Origin of the sequence: Mesorhizobium sp. M1078, assembly GCF_040318615.1 — a bacterium.
GTDB lineage: Bacteria > Pseudomonadota > Alphaproteobacteria > Rhizobiales > Rhizobiaceae > Mesorhizobium.
Map to the genome: position 1 here is coordinate 87,237 of NZ_JAMYMP010000003.1, position 17,921 is coordinate 105,157.

At 62.8% G+C, this 17,921-nt stretch carries 14 protein-coding genes; 3 read left to right on the forward strand and 11 right to left on the reverse strand.

The genetic code is table 11. The features are described from left to right. Window positions 1-2: 2 nt before the first annotated feature. On the reverse strand, window positions 3-620 hold the full coding sequence (locus NKH38_RS06815) for a glutathione S-transferase family protein (RefSeq protein WP_352904336.1): 618 nt from the start codon (window positions 618-620) through the stop codon (window positions 3-5). 99 nt (window positions 621-719) lie between these two features. Between NKH38_RS06815 and NKH38_RS06820 the strand changes: the two genes are divergently transcribed. Together NKH38_RS06820 and NKH38_RS06825 are read left to right on the forward strand one after the other, a co-directional pair. Then, window positions 720-1,607: an AraC family transcriptional regulator gene (locus NKH38_RS06820; protein WP_023687918.1), complete on the forward strand. Its 888-nt coding sequence runs from the start codon at window positions 720-722 to the stop codon at window positions 1,605-1,607. A 107-nt stretch (window positions 1,608-1,714) separates the two neighbouring features. Further along, complete coding sequence (locus NKH38_RS06825) at window positions 1,715-3,361, forward strand: acetolactate synthase large subunit (protein WP_023696249.1); 1,647 nt, start codon at window positions 1,715-1,717, stop codon at window positions 3,359-3,361. A gap of 29 nt (window positions 3,362-3,390) precedes the next feature. On the opposite strand, the gene NKH38_RS06830 is transcribed toward NKH38_RS06825, so the two are convergent. The 6 genes from NKH38_RS06830 to NKH38_RS06855 form a co-directional block, all read right to left on the reverse strand. Next, window positions 3,391-4,761, reverse strand: coding sequence for an alpha-glucosidase/alpha-galactosidase (locus NKH38_RS06830; protein WP_352761849.1), 1,371 nt, complete (start codon window positions 4,759-4,761; stop codon window positions 3,391-3,393). A gap of 21 nt (window positions 4,762-4,782) precedes the next feature. Continuing rightward, window positions 4,783-6,450 carry an ABC transporter ATP-binding protein gene (locus NKH38_RS06835; protein ID WP_352761848.1) on the reverse strand — a complete coding sequence of 556 codons (1,668 nt, stop codon included), beginning with the start codon at window positions 6,448-6,450 and terminating at the stop codon, window positions 4,783-4,785. Between the two features lie 10 nt (window positions 6,451-6,460). Further along, complete coding sequence (locus NKH38_RS06840) at window positions 6,461-7,597, reverse strand: ABC transporter permease (RefSeq protein ID WP_023687914.1); 1,137 nt, start codon at window positions 7,595-7,597, stop codon at window positions 6,461-6,463. After that, the gene (locus tag NKH38_RS06845) at window positions 7,598-8,605 is read right to left on the reverse strand and encodes an ABC transporter permease (protein WP_352761847.1); all 1,008 of its coding nucleotides are present in this window, start codon (window positions 8,603-8,605) and stop codon (window positions 7,598-7,600) included. Window positions 8,606-8,704: 99 nt separating this feature from the next. After that, on the reverse strand, window positions 8,705-10,798 hold the full coding sequence (locus NKH38_RS06850; RefSeq protein WP_352761846.1) for an ABC transporter substrate-binding protein: 2,094 nt from the start codon (window positions 10,796-10,798) through the stop codon (window positions 8,705-8,707). A gap of 164 nt (window positions 10,799-10,962) precedes the next feature. After that, window positions 10,963-12,429 carry an alpha-glucosidase/alpha-galactosidase gene (locus NKH38_RS06855; RefSeq protein WP_352761845.1) on the reverse strand — a complete coding sequence of 489 codons (1,467 nt, stop codon included), beginning with the start codon at window positions 12,427-12,429 and terminating at the stop codon, window positions 10,963-10,965. Between the two features lie 246 nt (window positions 12,430-12,675). Between NKH38_RS06855 and NKH38_RS06860 the strand changes: the two genes are divergently transcribed. Then, window positions 12,676-13,518 (forward strand): AraC family ligand binding domain-containing protein, encoded by an 843-nt coding sequence (locus NKH38_RS06860; RefSeq protein WP_084014369.1) that lies wholly within the window; start codon window positions 12,676-12,678, stop codon window positions 13,516-13,518. 2 nt (window positions 13,519-13,520) lie between these two features. Here the strand turns inward: NKH38_RS06860 and NKH38_RS06865 are convergent, their stop codons facing one another. The 4 genes from NKH38_RS06865 to NKH38_RS06880 form a co-directional block, all read right to left on the reverse strand. Beyond that, a complete protein-coding gene (locus tag NKH38_RS06865; RefSeq protein WP_352761844.1) occupies window positions 13,521-14,588 on the reverse strand; it encodes an ABC transporter ATP-binding protein in 1,068 nt (355 codons plus the stop codon). Between the two features lie 3 nt (window positions 14,589-14,591). After that, on the reverse strand, window positions 14,592-15,440 hold the full coding sequence (locus tag NKH38_RS06870; protein ID WP_023691354.1) for a carbohydrate ABC transporter permease: 849 nt from the start codon (window positions 15,438-15,440) through the stop codon (window positions 14,592-14,594). Then, on the reverse strand, window positions 15,440-16,363 hold the full coding sequence (locus tag NKH38_RS06875) for a carbohydrate ABC transporter permease (protein ID WP_352761843.1): 924 nt from the start codon (window positions 16,361-16,363) through the stop codon (window positions 15,440-15,442). The genes NKH38_RS06870 and NKH38_RS06875 overlap by 1 nt, the downstream gene beginning before the upstream one ends. 268 nt (window positions 16,364-16,631) lie before the next feature. Then, the gene (locus NKH38_RS06880; protein WP_023685297.1) at window positions 16,632-17,909 is read right to left on the reverse strand and encodes an ABC transporter substrate-binding protein; all 1,278 of its coding nucleotides are present in this window, start codon (window positions 17,907-17,909) and stop codon (window positions 16,632-16,634) included. Window positions 17,910-17,921 lie beyond the last annotated feature (12 nt).

The window sequence follows — 17,921 nt, forward strand, 5'->3', positions numbered from 1 at the left end:
TCTCAGGCCGCGAGAAGCGGGCCATAGGATTCCAGGTAGAAGCCGGGCGACCTTGCGCAGGTCCGCACCGCCTCCCTGGCGGCAACCGTTTCCTGCCACCGCAGCAGGCGCTCGCATTCGGTCGGCATGACGAAGCCCAGATATTTCTCAAGCACGCACAGCTGTTCGAACCAGGGATAGAAGGCGATGTCGGCGGCGCTGAATTCCGAGCCCAGCAAAAACCGTTCGTCCGCCCCTCGCAGGGCGAAGGCATGCTGTTCCACAAAGCGCAGATCGTCGGCAAGCTGGGCCTTGCGCGCCTCAGCGCGGGCCTGAGCATCCCTGGGGAAAATCGGCCGTTCGGGGAATGCATCATCGAGATATTCGCAGATGATCGCCGACTCCCTGACATATTGCCCCTGATGGCGCAGCAGCGGCACCTTTCCCGTCGGCGTGAGTTTCAGGAACCACGCCGGCTTGTTGCGCAGATCGATTTCGATTTCCGTCGCCTGCAGGCCTTTCTCGGCAAGGGCGAGCCTGACACGGTGCGCATAGGGACAAAGCTGCGCGACAAAAAGCTCGATTGGCGGCATGAATAACTCCTGAGTTTCGTTATCGCCGACAAGCGGCCTGTCGGGCATAGCTAGGTCCAGTAAGGCCGGCGCGCTATTCGACAGCGTCTGGATTGATTTATCGATCGTCTGTTTCTGGAGCGAAGCGTGGATCTCCTGGCTACCCTCATGCGCGAATTGCACTTCGCAGCCGCCGGGTACCGGCGCCTCGAACTGGCCGCTCCCTGGGCGATCTCGTTCAGCCAGGCTGGGCTTCGCGGCATTCACGTCGTCATCAAGGGGCGATGCGAGGCGGTGTTCGGTGAGGAAGATGTCGAGCCTCTCGATGCCGGCGACCTGATCATTGCACCGCGCGCCGATCCGCATGTGCTGCGGTCGCCCGGCGCGCTCAAAAGCGCGAACGTCTCCGCCGCCGAACTGGCGACCCAAACCGCAGCCGGGCGTATTCGCAGCGGCGGCGAAGGCGAAAAGACCGTCATCCTGTGCGGCGCCTTCGCCTTTCGCGACGCCGACCATCCGGCACTTGCCGGCCTGCCGCGCATCGTTCACATCCGGGGATCGAATGGCCGTCTGCCCAAATGGCTGCGTGGCTATGTCGAGGCCTTGCTGGTGGAAGCGACCGACGAAGGTCCCGGCAGCGACGTGGTCATGGCTCGCCTGTCTGGGGCCATCGTCACGCGCGCCTTGCGCTCCGGTCTGGAAAGCATGGACAATCCAGGTTGGCTGAGGGGATTGCAGGACCCCGCGATCGCCAGAGCGCTCGCCACCCTGCATGAAGCCTATGGCCACGACTGGACGATCGAGACCCTGGCACGCGCGGTCGGGCTCTCCAGGGCAACCTTTGCCGCCCGCTTTCGCGATCTCGTCGGCGAAGCGCCCATGGCCTATCTCTTCGGCTGCCGCATGCGGCAGGCCAGCCGGCTGCTGCACGAGGGCAAGAGCCTGGGCCAAGTCGCCGAGGCGGTCGGCTACAGCTCGGAAGCCGCCTTCTCCACCGCCTTCAGGCGCCACGCCGGCGTCTCGCCCGGCCAATTCAGGAAACGGAAGGATCTGTAAGGCAGAGCGATATTGGCGGCGGCCGGGCCTCGCGGTAGGACTTTGCCAGCACTATGTCTGATCATATCCCGACGCGGTTCGCCGCCGCTTTGCCCAGGAGATGCTTCGTGCCCAAAGGTTCTGACCTGCTTGTTGCCGCCCTCGAGAATGAGGGCGTCGATCGCATCTTCGGCATTCCCGGCGAAGAAAACCTGGACGTCGTCGAATCCATCCGCAAATCCTCGATCCAGCTCATCCTCACCCGTCATGAGCAGGCGGCGGCGTTCATGGCCGCCACCCATGGCAGGCTCACCGGCAAGCCAGGTGTGTGCATCACCACGCTGGGACCCGGCGCCCTGAACCTGACGACGGGTGCCGCCTATGCGCTGCTCGGCGCCATGCCGATGATCATGATCACCGGGCAGAAGGGCATCCGCTCGTCGCGCCAGGCCCGCTTCCAGATCGTCGACATCGTCGCCGCGATGAAGCCGTTGACCAAGCTGTCACGTCAGATCATCTCGGCGAAGACCATTCCCGCCGTGGTGCGCGAAGCGTTTCGGATTGCCGAGGAGGAGCGTCCGGGGCCGGTGCATCTGGAACTGCCCGAAGACATCGCGGCCGAGGAGTGCGACGATGTCGCGCTGATCCCGCCGCATCCGGTCGAGCTTCCGCTGGCCAGCCCGCTGGCGCTCGACCGTGCCGCTGAGATGATCATCAAGGCGCAACGTCCGCTGGCGATGCTGGGCGCCGCCGCATCGCGGCCGCGCTCGACCTCCGACCTCGCCCAGTTCGTGATCAGAACCGGCATCCCCTATTTCACCACCCAGATGGGCAAGGGCACCGTGCCCGGCGGCACCGAACTCTACATGGGCACCGCCGCTCTCTCCGAGCGCGACTATGTGCATGAGGCGATAGAACAGGCCGACCTCATCATCACCATCGGCCACGACACGATCGAGAAGCCGCCCTTCATTATGGGCGACAAGGGACCGAAGGTGATCCATGTCGGTTACCAGCCGGCCAATGTCGAGCAGGTCTATTTCCCGCAGACCGAAGTGGTCGGCGACATCGGCGCTTCGCTCAGGCTGCTTGCCGACCGGATCGAGGGCAAGATCCCCAACGCGCAAGCGTTGCTGCCATTGCGCGAAGGGATTTTGAGCCGCATTGCCACCCGCGCCACCGAAGACCGTTTCACGCCGCAGCGCTTGGTGCACGATGTGCGCGCGGTGATGCCGGCCGATGGCATCCTGGCGCTCGACAACGGCATGTACAAGATCTGGTTTGCGCGCAATTACCGCACGCGCGTCGCCAACACTTTGCTGCTCGACAACGCCCTGGCCACGATGGGCGCCGGCCTGCCCTCGGCGATGACGGCCGCGATGCTCTATCCCGGCCGCCGCGTCATGGCGATCTGCGGCGACGGCGGCTTCATGATGAACAGCCAGGAACTGGAAACCGCCGTCAGGCTGAAACTTAACCTCGTCGTGCTGATCATCGAGGACAATGCTTTCGGCATGATCCGCTGGAAGCAGGCGGTCGACCAGTTCCCCGATTTCGGCATGACCTTCGGCAATCCGGATTTCGTCAGATATGCCGAGGCCTATGGCGCCAAGGGAACCAGGGTCGGCGCCGTCTCAGAAATACAATCGACGCTTGAACAGGCTTTTGCCGGCGGTGGCGTCCATCTCGTCGTCGTTCCGATCGACTATTCGGAGAACGAGCGCGTGCTGGTCGAGGAACTGCGCCACCGGTTGCCGGCGCCACCGGAGGCCTGACGGTGGAGTAGATACCGCCGCAGCAGCGCTCAGGCGGCCCGGACCTTGGCGCTCACACGCGCCCAGGTCGGCAGCCAGTCGCCATGCGCCGCCAGCAACTCATCGACCAGCGCCCAGATCTGGTCGAGATCGAGTTCGGCCGCCGTATGCGGGTCCATCATCGCCGCGTGGTAGATGTGCTCGCGGTTTTCGGTCATCAACGCCTGCACCGTCAGTTCCTGCACATTGATGTTGGTGCGTATCAACGCGGTGAGTTGCGGCGGCAGTTCGCCAATATAGGTCGGCTGGATGCCGGAGGCGTCCACCAGACACGGCACCTCGGCGGCGCAATTGTCCGGCAGCGAGGTGATGCAGCCATTGTTGCGGACATTGCCGTAGATCACCGAAGGCTCCCCGGTCCACACCGAGTTCATGATCGAGGACGCGTATTCCTTCGATTGCTCGACCTCGATGCGGTCGGCCGAGCGATAGGCCTCGGCCTGGCCCTTCCAGCGCTCGATCTGTTCGATGCAGCGCTTGGGATATTCGTCGAGCGGAATGCCGAACTTGTCGATCAGGTCGGGGCGGCCTTCCTTGATGAAATAGGGCGTGTATTCGGCGAAATGCTCGGAGCTTTCGGTGACGAAATAGCCGAGCCGCGTCAGCATCTCGTAGCGCACCTTGTTGGGGCAGCGCGGGTTCCAGCCCGGCTTCGGCGCCCTGCCTTCGCGATAGGCGCGGACCAGGTCCGGATAGAGGTTGTGGTAAGAGCCATCCGGCTGCCGGTGCTCGAACTTCAGGTAGAAGGCCATGTGGTTGATGCCGGCCGAGCGGTAGCGTATCTCTTCGTAGGGAATGTCGAGATCGTGCGCCAGTTCCATCGCCGTGCCCTGCACCGAGTGGCAGAGGCCTACCTGTTTGATCTCAGGGTATTTCTCTGAGATCGCCCAGGTGTTGATCGCCATCGGGTTGACATATTGCAGCATGATCGCGTCGGGGCAGACGGCCAGCATGTCCTCGCAGATCTTCCACAGATGCGGCACGGTCCGGAGGCCGCGCATGATGCCGCCGACGCCGAGTGTGTCGGCAATGGTCTGGCGCAGGCCGTATTTCTTCGGCACCTCGAAATCGGTGACGGTGCAGGGCTCAAAGCCGCCGATCTGGAAGGCGACGACGACGAAGTCGGCACCGGCGAGCGCCTTGCGTTGATCGGAATAGGTCTCGGCCTTCGCCTTCACGCCCAGCGTCGCGATCAGCTTGTTGACGACGATGGCGCTCTCTTCCAGCCGCTGCGGATTGATGTCCATCAGCGCGATCGTCGCGCCTGACAGCGATGGCCGCTGCAGCACGTCGCCGACAATGTTCTTCATGAACACGGTCGAACCCGCGCCAATGAAGGTGATCCTGGGATGTCTTGCCACTATTAAGCCTCCGGCACTTTGCTACGCCACGTCGAAGGCGGCCCTGACGAGCCGTTCGGTGTAGGCGGTCTTGGGATGGGTGAGGACCTCGTCGACGGGTCCCTGTTCGACGATCTTGCCGTTCTGCATGACGATGACACGGTGGCAGAGCGCGCGCACGACCTTGAGGTCGTGCGAAATGAAGAGATAACTAAGGCCGCGTTCGTCCTGCAGCTTGCGCAACAAGTCGATGATCTGCGCCTGCACCGAGAGGTCGAGCGCCGATGTCGGTTCGTCGAGCAGGATGAATTCGGGCTCCAGTGCGATGGCCCGGGCAATGGCGATGCGCTGCCGCTGGCCGCCGGAAAATTCGTGCGGGAACCGTGACAGGATATCGCCGGGCATGCCGGCGCTGACCAGGGCGTCGCGCACCCGATCGACCCGCTCGCGCCGTGTCGCGCCGATCCTGTTGACGACCAGCCCTTCCTCGATGATCTGGCCGATCGTCATGCGCGGATTGAGCGACGAGAACGGATCCTGAAAAACGACCTGCATGCGCGAGCGCAGCGGCCGCATCTCGGCGCGCGACAGGCCGTGGATTGGCTGGCCGTCGAAGCTGACCTCGCCGCGCTTGGCCTCGGTGAGCTTGAGCAAGGCGAGACCGAAGGTGGTCTTGCCGGAGCCGGATTCGCCGACCAGCCCCAGCGTCTCGTGGCGGCAAAGCTTCAGGCCGAGACCGTTGACGGCGACCAGTTCGCGCCAGTCCGGCTTCAGGAAGCTGCCATGGCGCAGCATGAAGCAGACGCGCATGTCGCGGGCCTCGAGGATGGTGCCGCTGTTTTCCGGCAGCGGCTGCGGCTTGCCGTGCGGCTCTGAAGCGAGCAGCCGCTTGGTATAGGCATGCTGCGGGTCGGCGAACAGCCGCTCGGTAACGTTGTGCTCGCACATCTCGCCATGCTGCATGACATAGACATAGTCCGAGAATTTCCGCACCACGGTGAGGTCGTGGGTGATCAGGATGACCGCCATCCTGAGTTCTTTTTGCAGATTGCGGATCAAATTGAGGATCTGTGCTTGCACCGTGACGTCGAGCGCTGTCGTTGGCTCGTCGGCGATCAGCACATCGGGGTCGTTGGCGAGCGCCATGGCGATCATCACGCGCTGGCGCTGCCCGCCCGACATCTGGTGCGGATACTGTTTGATGCGCGCTTCCGGCTCGGGGATCTGGACATGCCGCAAAAGCTCGAGCGCCCGCGCCCAGGCTTGCTTGCGGCTGACCTTTCGATGCACTCTGATCGCCTCGACGATCTGACTGCCGACCGTATAGATCGGGTTGAGCGAGCTCATCGGCTCCTGGAAGATCATCGAGATGCGATTGCCGCGCAACTTGCGCCGGGCGCTCTCGGGGAATTTCAGTATGTCCTGCCCGCAATAGTGGATGGTGGATTTCGGCGACACGGTGGCCCGCTTTGACAAGAGCCCCATGACAGCGCGCGCCGTCACCGACTTGCCGGAACCGGACTCGCCGACGATGGCGATCGTCTCCCCGCGATAGAGCTGGAACGAGACATCCTTCACCGCGTCGACGACGCCGTGCTCGACCTTGAAGGCGACCTCGATGTTGCGGGCATCGATGATGGGTTGGTCGTGGCGGCCGGCATGGTCGAACCGGACGGCTGGTGCGAAGGTGGCTGCGAGCGCTACAGTCATCCCGGCCACCTCAATAAGGATCGACGGCATCGCGCAGGCCGTCGCCCAGCGCGTTGAAGGCAAAGACGGTGATCAGCACGAAGCCGACCGGCGACAGGATCCACGGATAGGTGCCGATGACCGAATAGGTAGCCGTGTCCTGCAGCATCAGCCCCCACGAGATCAGCGGCGGCTTCACCGCGAAGCCGAGGAAGCCGAGAAAGGCTTCGAGCAGTACCACCGTCGGGATGGCGATCGTCACGGCGACGATGACGTGGCTCATCACATTGGGGAAAATGTGTTGCATGATGATGCGCATGTCGGTGGCGCCGACCGCCATGGCGGCGCGCACATAGTCGATCCGCGCCAGCGCCAGCGTCTTGCCGCGCACCTCGCGCGACATCTGCGCCCAGCCCAGCGCCGACATGACGATGATGACGAAGGCGAGGAAGACGTTGGTCGGCGCGGTCACCGGGATCAGCGTCGTCAGCGCAAGATAAAGCGGCAATTGCGGGAAAGCGAGCACCAACTCGACAAAGCGCTGCATCCAGACGTCGAAGCGGCCGCCGAAATAGCCCGAGACCATGCCGACCGTGGTGCCGATGACGGTGATGATGAACACCACCGTCAGCGCGATCATCAGCGAGACGCGCGAGCCCTGGATGGCGCGCGACAACACATCGCGGCCGAATTTGTCGGTGCCGAGAAAATGCACCGGCTGGCCGTCGGCCGAAGCGAAGAAATGCCGGTTGGCGGGGATCAGGCCAAGCAGCCGGTAGTCGGCGCCCTTGACGAAGAAGCCGAGCAGGCGCGGATGCTCGTAATCCGGCCCGACGACCGGCTGGAAGGTGACCGGGTCGAGGTCTGCAGAATCCGCCAGCGCATAGACCCGCGGCTGGAGCACGAAATTCCCGTCTCTGTCGTGAAAACTCATCACTTGCGGCGGGGCGAAAGCGACATCGGTCACCTTGGGGTCCATCGGCGCGAAGAAATCGGCGAACAGCGCCATCAGCACCAGAAGCACCACCAGGATCAGCCCGGCCATGCCGGTCCAGGAGCGCCTCAGCCGGCGCCAGACCAGCGCCATATAGCTCTCATTGCCGCGCGGGGTCGCAATCGCGGTTGCTTCAGCCGGGGGCGGCGGCGGGGATGGGTCGCGCGCCAGCATCTAGCCCTCCCTGAACTGGCGCACGCGCGGATCGAGCAGCGCGAGCAGCATGTCGGCGATGATGTTGCCGACGATCAGCGTTGCCGACAGCACCATCATGAAGGTCGCCGTGACATAGACGTCGCCGACCGCCATCGAGCCGACAATGGCCGGCCCGACCGTCGGCAGCGCAAAGATGATCGCCGTCTCGATCTCGCCGGTCAGCATGTAGGGCAGCACCACGCCCTGATACATGATGAGCGGGTGCAGCGCGTTGGGCACGGCATGGCGCATGACGACGGCGCTGCCGGTCAGGCCCTTGGCCTTGGCCGTCTCGACATATTGCGCGTTCAGCGTATCGAGCAGATTGCCGCGCATGACGCGCATATTGTAGGCGAGCCCGCCGAAGGTGGCGATCGCCACCACCGGCCAGACATGCTTGACGAGGTCGGCGAATTTCGCCCACGACCACGGCGCGCCGCCATATTGCGGCGAGAAGAAGCTGCCGATCTCCGACACGTTGAACTGGAAGACCAGGAGATAGACGATGATCAGCGCCATCAGGAAGCGCGGCACCGTCATGCCGAGGAAGGAGATTGCCGACAGCGCCGAGTCGATCCAGGTGTATTGCCTGGTCGCCGCCCAGATGCCGAAGGTGATGCCGAGCACCGACGCCAGCAGATGGCAGACCAATGCCAGCAGCAGCGTGCGCGGCAGCCGCTCGCCGACCACGGCGGCGACCGGCTTGTTGTAATAGAGGCTGTAGCCGAAATCGCCGCGGGTGATGATGCCGGCGACCCAGTTCAGGTACTGGACGGGCAGCGGTTTATCGAGGCCGTGCTCGACCCGATAGGCCTGCGCCTGCGCGTCGGCTTCGGCAAAAGACGCCCCGCCCTGGTTGATGAGCTGCGAACGGATATAGTCGGCATAGTCGCCCGGCGGCGCCTGGATGATGGCAAAGGTGACCAGGCTCAGGATGACCATGACCGGCACCGCCGATGCTATGCGCATGGCCAGGAATCGCAGCATCGGACCGTTTCTCCTCCTTGGATCTAATCTGTTGCCGCTGACCTTACTCCGTCCCGGCCGCGCGCGCAGCGCGGCCGGGCGTCAGCCAGGGGAGGAAACTCAGTTCGTCGGACCCTTGTCGCCGGGCTTGCCGGGAAGCTGGTCGGGAAAGAGTTCGTATTTCTGCTGCTTGTCGGCGGCGACGAAGACGCGTTCGCGCATGATCGAATCCTCGGCCCAGTTGAACATGAAGATCGGCGTTCCCTGCGGGATGTTGGAGAAGCGCTTGTTGATGATCAGGGCGCCGGGATATTCGGTCAGTCCGATATTGTAGACATGCTCCGTCGAGATCTTCTGGAACGTCTTCATCAGGCTGGCGCGCTCGTCATTGTCTGACGAGGAGACGAACTTGTTGACGATGTCGACAAGCTCCTTTTCGAACGGCATCAGGTCGACCACGCCGCTTTCGGGCGCGCGGTGATCCCAGCTGGTCTTGGGTCCGACGGGCGCGAGTTGCACGGTATTCTGCACAACGGAGGTCAGCTCCTGCTCGTTGCGCCTGATCAGCCAGTCGAAGCGGCCGGAATATTGCGAGGCATCACGCTGGGTGCCGTTGAGGCCGTTGAGCACGACCCTGATGCCAAGCTTTTCCATCTGGCCGACGACGCCTTCGGCGAGGCTCTTGTCGGTGCCGTAGTCATTGTTGACCAGCATCACGATCTCGACGTTCTTGCCGCCGGCGGTCCCGGCCGGGAAGTTCACGAAGCCGTCGCCATCCGTATCCTTGAGACCAGCCTTGGCCAGTTCCGCCTTGGCGCCCTCGATGTCGAAGGGATAGTAGACGGTCGAGTTGCGGTCATAGAAGCTGGTGCCCGAGGAAAAGCCACCGGGGTAGATGGCGGTGAACGGCCCCTTGACCAGCGAGTCGCCGAGCGCCTTGCGGTCGAGCGCCATGGTGATGCCCTTGCGGAAGTCCTCATTGCGGTTGAGCTCGCGGATCGCCTGGCCGCGTTCGTCGGGATTGCCCCAGCCATTGGCGGAAAAGTTCATGCGCAGATTGTAGCCGATCAGGCGCGGGCCAAAGGCGAGCCGGGCCGGCGCGTCCTTGTCCGCCGCTCGCTTCAGCGAAGCGACGAAATTCTCCGGCTGCTCGAGGTTGGAGAAGTCGGCGGCCCCTGCCACCGCCTGCACGTCGCGGTCGGCCCAGGTCGACAGCTTGTAGTGCAGTTCGTTGAGATAGGGCAGCTGGTTGCCCTTCTCGTCGACCTTCCAGTAGTAGGGGTTGCGGCGCAAGACGATGATGTCGTCGGGCCTATACTCCACCGGCACCCAGGCACCCATCACCGGAATGTTCATATATTCCGGCGGGAACGCGTTCTTGAACTGCTCGTAGGTATTCTTCGAGTACTTCGGATGCTGCGGCTTCAGGATATGCGCCGGGCCGGGGCAGAAGGTGCCGTAGGCCATGGCGTAGAGATACTGTTTGGGGAAAGCGTCCTTGAAGGTCCACTCGACGGTGTAGTCGTCGACCTTCTTCAGCGTCGTGCCGACACCGAAGGTTTCCGCTGTGGCGCCGTTCAACGGCGAGACATTGGGATCGACGACCTCGTCGTCCCAGTAGAACATGACATCGTCGGCATTGAAGGCAACGCCGTCCGACCATTTGGCGCCTTCGACCAGGTGCATCGTCAGCGTGTGGCCATCCTTCGACCAGTCCCAGCTCCTGGCGAGGTTGGGCAGCGGCTCGGTGTCCTTGGCCTCGACCTGGAACAAAGGCGCGGTGCGCGTCAGGCATTCCGAAAGGCCGATGTCGATGCCGCCCCATCCTTGCGTCTGGCCGGCGCCATAATTCCAGCCTTCCGGCCGGCCGCCAATGACGTGGCGCATGGTGTCGCCATAAACGCCGATGCCGTCCGGCATGTTGCCGGTCTTGAACATCAGCGGCTCCTTCGGCAGGCGATCCTTGACCGGCGGCAGCTTGCCCGTCTTGACGTATTTCTCGGTGACCCAGTCGGGCTCGTGATATTCGGGCAGCGCCTTGAACTCCAGGATGGAATCGCGGGCGACGTATTTGATCTTGCCCTCGGCGGGAAACGCCGCCGGCGCCGGCGGCGTGGTCGGCTCGGACGCGTATGCACTGCCAAGCGCCGATGCCGAGACGCTCAGCGCCAGCCCGGCGAGAATGCCAATTCTTCGCCCGGCGAGAATCCCCATTCTTCGCCCGGCGAGAATTCCAATTCTTCGACCGGCGAGAATGCCAATTCCACGAAAGTTCCTCATTGTGTTCCTCCCAGATGTTTCGACGTCTGCTGCTGCCCGCATCTATTCATGATGGCTGATTGGCGAACCGGCCTCCCGCTGTCCGCCTGCCAGCATTCTCAGCCGGCCTGTTTCAGGGCCGTTTTTTCGGCGCGCAGTTCCTCGATCGAGCGCACTTTGCGCCGCGCCGCACCCGCCCAGTCGCGGGTTTTCACCATCGATTTCGAAAGCCGCTCCATGGCGGCCGGCACGGCATCGGCGTATTGCGGCAGCCAACGCGCCTGGGCGACGACCATCTCGTCGACCATCTGCCAGACCTCTTCCGGCGTCGACACCGCACCCACCAGCGGATCGTGCAGCACCGCGAGCTTGAGCAGGTCAATGTCGCCCGTAACAGCCGCATGCACCGACATGCGCTGGACGTTGATCGAAGCCATGCAGGTGGCCGCGCAGGCTTCCGGCAGCGTGATGCCTGACGCCATGTTGATGCCGAAGCGATCGACGAAGCCGGGCGATTCGATGATCGCGTCCTGCGGCAGATTGGTGATGATGCCGGTGTTCTTGACGTTGAAGTGGCCGCGATAGACGCGGTTCGTCTCCAGCGCTTCGAGAATATGGCTGGCATGTTCGTTCGAGCGCTTCGATACGTCGAGCGGCTTCGACGCCGCTTCGAGGAATTGCGGATATTCCGTCTCGAACCAGTTGCGGGTTTCCGTTGAGTAGCGAAGATAGCCGCCGGTCTCGCCATGGATCCAATCGGACATGTCGATCCAGCGGGTGATTTCGTCCGGCCGCTTGCGATACCAGGGCAGATATTCGGAGAGATGACCGTTGCTTTCGGTGGAGTAGACGCCGAAGCGCTTCAGCACGTCGATGCGCAGCTTTTCCTGCTGCGAATAGACCGGATGCGCCTCGAAGGCAGCCACCAGTTCGTCCTTGCCGATCTTGCGGCCGTTGAGCCGCAAATCGATGAACCAGGTCTGGTGGTTGATACCGGAGCAGACATAATCGAGTTCGCTGTGCGACTTGGCGCCGAGCACTTCGGCGATCTGTTCGGCGCCGTGCTGGACACCGTGGCAGAGGCCGACCGTATCGACCTTGCCATATTCGATCGCCGCCCAGGTGTTCATCGCCATCGGGTTGGCATAGTTGAGGAATTTGGCGCCTGGCTCGGCGACCTCCAATATATCCTTGCAGAAGTCGAGGATGACCGGGATGTTGCGCTGGCCGTAGAGGATGCCCCCGGCGCAAATCGTGTCACCGACGCACTGGTCGATGCCGTATTTCAAGGGAATGCGGATATCGTCGGCATAGGCTTCGAGCCCGCCGACCCGCACGCAGCTGATGACGTAGCGCGCGCCTTCCAGCGCCTTGCGGCGGTCGGTCGTCGCCGTCACCCTGGTCGGCAGCTTGTTGGCCTCGACGATGCGGTCGAGGATCGCCTTGATCATTTGCAGATTGTGTTCGCTGAGATCGGTCAGCGCGAATTCGATGTCGCTGAATTCCGGGACGCACAAAATATCGGTGAACAGCTTCTTGGTGAAGCCGACGCTGCCGGCGCCGATAATAGCGATTTTGAAACTCATTACCTCACCTCGATGCATTCGAATGCCGGGTAAGGAGCAACAGGAAAGGGAATGGCGGCTCGCCTCGGCGCGCATGCCATTCGAGCCGGAATTCCGGCTCGTTCTCCTCCCCGCCCGCTCCTCGACCGCGGGTCTTTCGCGTTCTCAGGATTTGGATTATGCCGTTATTCCAAGGCGCGGCCAGAGAACGATTATGCTTTCGAGGGTAATTTTGTGCTGCATGATCTGATCGCCAACGGACAGTTGATGCGAACCATCTCGCTGCCGCGCGGCCGCCAGCGCCTGCATGCCATGCCAACCAGCACCGGCTATGAAGTACGCGAGGGCGTGACCTATGACTGGGATGGGCGCAAGCGCGGCCAGACACCGTTCACCGTGCTGCAGCACACGATCAGCGGCACCGGCCAGCTGCGCTACGAGAACCGCAACTACCGCCTGCAGGCCAACGACACGCTGCTGGTGCTGGTGCCACACAACCATCGCTACTGGCTGGAGAAGGGCGACCGCTGGGAATATTTCTGGATCTCGATGAATGGCGAGGAGGCGCTGCGCGTCCACAAATCCATACTCAGCGTCTCCGGCCCGGTGTTTCGGCTGCAGCCGGAGACGATCGATCATCTCGCCGATTGCAGCCTGCGCCTGATCAAGGCCGGCGCTTCGCCGGGCGCTGCTTCGGCAATCGCCTATGAGGCGGCGATGGCGCTTTACGACGATGTCTTCGGCTCGCACGCCTTCACTGAGAAACAGAGCGTCATGCAGCCGGTCATCGATCATATCAACGCCAATCTCGACAAGCCCTTGCCCGTGGCCGAGCTCGTCCAGATCAGCGGCCTCAGCCGCGCCCATTTCTCGCGCTGCTTCGCCGAGAGCGAAGGCGTTCCGCCGGCCGAGTTCGTGCTGCAGCAGCGGCTGCAGCGGGCGGCGAAGCTGCTAACCAAAGCCGATTTCCTGCCGGTCAAGGAGGTCGCCATCCTGTGCGGCTTCGAGGACGCCAACTATTTCTCGAAAGTCTTCCGCCGGCTCTACGGCATCAACCCGACGCAGTTCCGCACCACCGGCATGTATGCCAGCCTGGGCAGCCTTCGATAGGATTACCCGATGCGGTTGCCGCTTGCGGGATCGAACAGATGCAGCGCCGCCGGATCGGCAGACAGCCGCACCTTATCGCCAGGCCGGATAGTGCTGCGTCCCATGACGAAGACACAAACCAGCTGGTTGGCGAGCCGGACATAGAACTGCGTCGACAGGCCGAGCGGCTCGACCACCTCGACCTCTGCCCTGAGCGGACCATCGTCGGCAAGCTGGATGTGCTCCGGCCGTAGCCCGACGGTGAGCACATCGCCATCCTTCAATGGCAAGCCATCAGGCAATCTCAGCTTCTGGCCGTCGGCCAGCACCGCGTCCACCTTGCCGCCCTTGGCCACTGTCGCCGGAAAAAAGTTCATGCCGGGCGAGCCGATGAAGCCGGCGACGAAGGTGTTGATCGGCCGATCGTAGAGTTCGAGCGGATGGCCGACCTGCTGGACGTAACCGTCATGCATGACGACGATGCGGTCGGCCATAGTCATGGCTTCGATCTGGTCGTGGGTGACATAGACCGATGTGGTCTTGAGCTGCTGGTGCAGCGCCTTGATCTCGGCGCGCATATGCACGCGCAATTTGGCGTCGAGATTGCTGAGCGGTTCGTCGAACAGGAACACTTTGGGATCACGCACGATGGCCCGGCCCATGGCGACGCGCTGGCGTTGGCCGCCGGACAGTTGCCTGGGCAGACGGCCGAGAAAATTGTCGAGGCCGAGCCGCTTTGCTGCCGCCCCTACCCTGCCGTCGATCCTCGTCTTCTCCGCCTTCTTCAACAGCAGGCTGAAGCCCATATTCGACGACACATCCATGTGCGGATAGAGCGCGTAGGACTGGAACACCATGGCAATATCGCGGTCCTTCGGCGCGACATCGTTGACCAGCCGATCGCCGATATGGATCTCGCCGCCCGACACCTCCTCCAGCCCGGCAATCATGCGCAAAAGGGTCGACTTGCCACAGCCGGACTGGCCGACCAGCACGACGAACTCGCCATCGGCGATCTCGAGGTCGACGCCGTGCAGGATGCGCAGCGAACCGTAGTCCTTCTCGACGTTTTGCAGCGTGACGGAAGCCATCGATTATCCTTTGACCGCGCCGGCGGTGAGGCCGGTGACGAGATAGCGTTGCAGGAAGGCGAAGAAGATGCAGACCGGGATCAGCGCCAGGATCGACGCCGCCATCATCTGCCCCCAGTCGACGGCGAACTTGCCGATATAGGTGAGCAGGCCGACGGCAAACGTCTTCTGGTCGTCGCTGGAAATGAGCATCAGCGCGAACAGCAATTCGCTCCAGGCGGCGGTGAAGACGAAGCCGAGCGTGGCGCCCATGCCGGGCAAGGTCAGCGGCACGATCACCTTGCGCATCGCCTGCGCCCGCGTGCAGCCGTCGATCATCGCCGCTTCCTCCAGATCCTTCGGAATGCCGTCGAAGAAGGACTGCATCAGGAAGGTGGCGAAGGCGGTGTTGAAGGCCGTGTAGATGATGATCAGACCGACCAGGCTGTTGGTCAGGCCAAGCTCGCCCATGACGCGGTAGATCGGCGGAATGACCATCACCAGCGGAAAGGTTTGCGTGAGCAAAAGCATGATCGCCAGTGTCGCCTTGCCGCGAAAGGTGAAGCGCGACATGGCGTAGCCGGCGAGGGTGGCGATGACCGTGACGAGCGCCGCGGTCGACACCGAGACGATGACGCTGTTGAGGAAATAGCGGGGGAAGTCAGAGGCTTCCAGGACAGTGATGAAGTTGCGGAAGGTCGTCTGCGACGGCCACAGCGTGATGCCCTCGGAATAGAGCAGCCGCTCCGGCGTCACCGAAATCTTCAGCGTCCAGAAGATCGGGAACAGGGCGAAGATCATATAGGCGGCAATCGCCGCGTAGAGGCCGACGCCGCTGAAGATGCGCGAGGAGGTGGAGCGTCCGGCAATCATCAGACGTGCCTCACCAGCAAGCGGCGGATGGCGATCAGCGCGATCGCATAGGCGATGAGCAGTACCAGTAGCAGCACCGCCACCGCGGAGGCATAGCCCTTGTCCAGCGACTTGAAGGCGCTGACATAGATGTAGACCGGCACCGTGCTGGTCGAGCCGGCCGGCCCGCCCTCGGTCATGACGAAGATCAGATCGGCGAAGGTCGCGATCCAGATCGTACGCAGCATGACGGTGATGACGATGGTCGGCGCCAGGAACGGCAGCGTCACCTTGGTGAAGCGCTGCCAAGGCGAAGCGCCGTCGATTGCGGCCGCCTCATGCAGTTCCGACGGGATCGACTTCAGCGCCGCCAGCAGCGTGATGGCGAAGAACGGAATGCCGAACCAGATGTTGGCGATGATCGGCCCCCACATGGCGGTCGCCGGATCGGACAGCACATTGGTAGGCTCGGCCTTCAGCCCGAGCGTGAAGAGCCAATGCGGCAGTGGTCCGATGATCGGATTGAACAGCCACGCCCAGGTCAGGCCCGACAGGAAAGATGGCACCGCCCAGGGCAGGAACACCACCGCCTGCACGAACTTGCGCCCGACAAACGGTTTGTCGAGCAGCAACGCCAGACCCAGGCCGAGGAAGAACTGGAAGAACAGGCTGGCGACGGTCCACCACAGCGTGTTGACCAGCGCCTGCCCCAGCACCTGGTCGGTCAGCATCGCCTGATACTGGCCTAGACCGACATATTCGGATTTGAAGGCGGAGAACTTCCGGAACGAATAGCTGATGCCGATGATCAGCGGCACCAACAGCACCACGACCAGCAGAACGATCGCCGGCGAAAGATAAAGCCAGGGCTCGATGGCCGCATGCGTCAGCCGCTTCTTTCGCGGCCGGCCGGCGGATCGTATTTCGGGTACGGCGTAGGTCATTGGCTTCTGGATCGTCTCCTGGAGGAGCGGATTGGCAACAAGCGTCGCCGTTCATTGGGGAACAGATGCCGGTCCACCCTCCGTAGCTGCAGCACAGCTGCTGCGGAGGACGGGCAGGCAGATGAGGGGCGGCGCCAGCCTTGGGGTGCTCGCGCTGCCTCTCATCCGGGCCTGTCTGTGCATGTCGTTGTCCCAAAACCGCTACGCACTTTTTGGCGACATGCATTCGGGCCACCTTCTCCCCGTAAACGGGGAGAAGGTGGAAGAACTACTTCTTGTTCTTGGCCAGCCAGTCCTGCTGTTCCTTGGTCAGGAACGCGGCCCATTGATCGGCAACGTCCTTGGCCGACTTCTGGCCGAGCAGCACTTCCTGGAAATTCTTGATCGCCACCTGGTCGACGAAATTGCCGAGGTTCTCCAGATGTGTCGGCGGCGTCACCATTTCATATTTGGAAGTGTCGCTGAGTTCGGTGAACCAGCCTTTGAACTGCTCGGTCTTGAAGTGGGCATCCTGGTCGGCGCCATTGTGGATCGGCACGACGCCGACTTCCTTGGCCCATTCGAGATTGTCCTTGGGCGACAACAGCGTCGCCATCAGCTTCCAGGCATCGTCCTTGTGCTGCGAATTGGCGAACATCGCCCAGCCGGCATAGCCCAGCGTCGGATAGGATTTGCCGCTTGGCCCCACAGGCAGCGGCGCCACGGCAAAATCGTCGGCACTCATCTTGTCGGCAATGCCGATCAGCGCATCCGGATCCTGGTTGAGCATGGCGCAGGTGCCGGAATAGAAGCCGGTGACAGTCTCGTTAAAGCCCCAGCTCACCGCATCCTTGGGCGCCAGCCCGTCCTTGTACATGTCGGCCAGCATCTGCAGGCCCTTGACCGAGCCCTCCTCGTTGATGGTCGAGGTGCCGTCCTCGTTGAAGTAGCCGCCCTTGCCAGCGGCGATGTTCATGAACATGTGCATGCCGTTGAAGGCGCCCGGGCCACCGCGCAGGCAGTAGCCGTACTTGCCCGGAATGGCGGAGATCTTCTTGGAGTCGGCGATGAAGTCGTCGAGCGTCGCCGGCGGGCCGTCGAGACCGGCCTCCTTGAACAGCTTCTTGTTCCAGAACAGCGCATTCACATAGTAGCCGTACGGGATCATGAACTGGGTGTTGTTGACGGTCGAGCCGAATTGCTTGGCGCGGTCGCCCAGCGTCTTGGCGTCGTCCCATTTGGCCATGTAAGGGCCGAGATCCTCGAGCTGGCCGTTGGTGGCGTACAGGCCCATCCAGCGCTCCGGCATCTCGACGATGTCGGGCGTATCGCCGGCCTGCACCATGGTGAGGAATTTCTCGAAGGCCTGCCCCCAGGGCAGCGAGACCACCTCGACCTTGACGCCGGCATTGGCGGCCTCGAACTCGGCGATCTGCTTCTTCAGGAATTCGGTGCGCTGCGGGCTGGTGATGACCTCGACCAGCTTGAGGGTGGTATCGGCCAGCGCGCCGCTGGCGGACATCGCCAGGCCGGCAGCGGTGGCAAGCATGATGCTCAGTCGTTTCATGTTCAGAACTCC

Excerpts from the sequence above, each read along its gene's own strand:
- NKH38_RS06815 (WP_352904336.1), bottom strand. The coding sequence starts at position 620 with ATGCCCGACAGGCCGCTTGTCGGCGATAACGAAACTCAGGAGTTATTC.
- NKH38_RS06820 (WP_023687918.1), top strand. The coding sequence starts at position 720 with ATGCGCGAATTGCACTTCGCAGCCGCCGGGTACCGGCGCCTCGAACTG.
- NKH38_RS06835 (WP_352761848.1), bottom strand. The coding sequence starts at position 6,450 with ATGACTGTAGCGCTCGCAGCCACCTTCGCACCAGCCGTCCGGTTCGAC.
- NKH38_RS06840 (WP_023687914.1), bottom strand. The coding sequence starts at position 7,597 with ATGCTGGCGCGCGACCCATCCCCGCCGCCGCCCCCGGCTGAAGCAACC.
- NKH38_RS06845 (WP_352761847.1), bottom strand. The coding sequence starts at position 8,605 with ATGCTGCGATTCCTGGCCATGCGCATAGCATCGGCGGTGCCGGTCATG.
- NKH38_RS06850 (WP_352761846.1), bottom strand. The coding sequence starts at position 10,798 with ATGGGGATTCTCGCCGGGCGAAGAATTGGCATTCTCGCCGGGCTGGCG.
- NKH38_RS06855 (WP_352761845.1), bottom strand. The coding sequence starts at position 12,429 with ATGAGTTTCAAAATCGCTATTATCGGCGCCGGCAGCGTCGGCTTCACC.
- NKH38_RS06860 (WP_084014369.1), top strand. The coding sequence starts at position 12,676 with ATGCGAACCATCTCGCTGCCGCGCGGCCGCCAGCGCCTGCATGCCATG.
- NKH38_RS06865 (WP_352761844.1), bottom strand. The coding sequence starts at position 14,588 with ATGGCTTCCGTCACGCTGCAAAACGTCGAGAAGGACTACGGTTCGCTG.
- NKH38_RS06870 (WP_023691354.1), bottom strand. The coding sequence starts at position 15,440 with ATGATTGCCGGACGCTCCACCTCCTCGCGCATCTTCAGCGGCGTCGGC.
- NKH38_RS06875 (WP_352761843.1), bottom strand. The coding sequence starts at position 16,363 with ATGACCTACGCCGTACCCGAAATACGATCCGCCGGCCGGCCGCGAAAG.
- NKH38_RS06880 (WP_023685297.1), bottom strand. The coding sequence starts at position 17,909 with ATGAAACGACTGAGCATCATGCTTGCCACCGCTGCCGGCCTGGCGATG.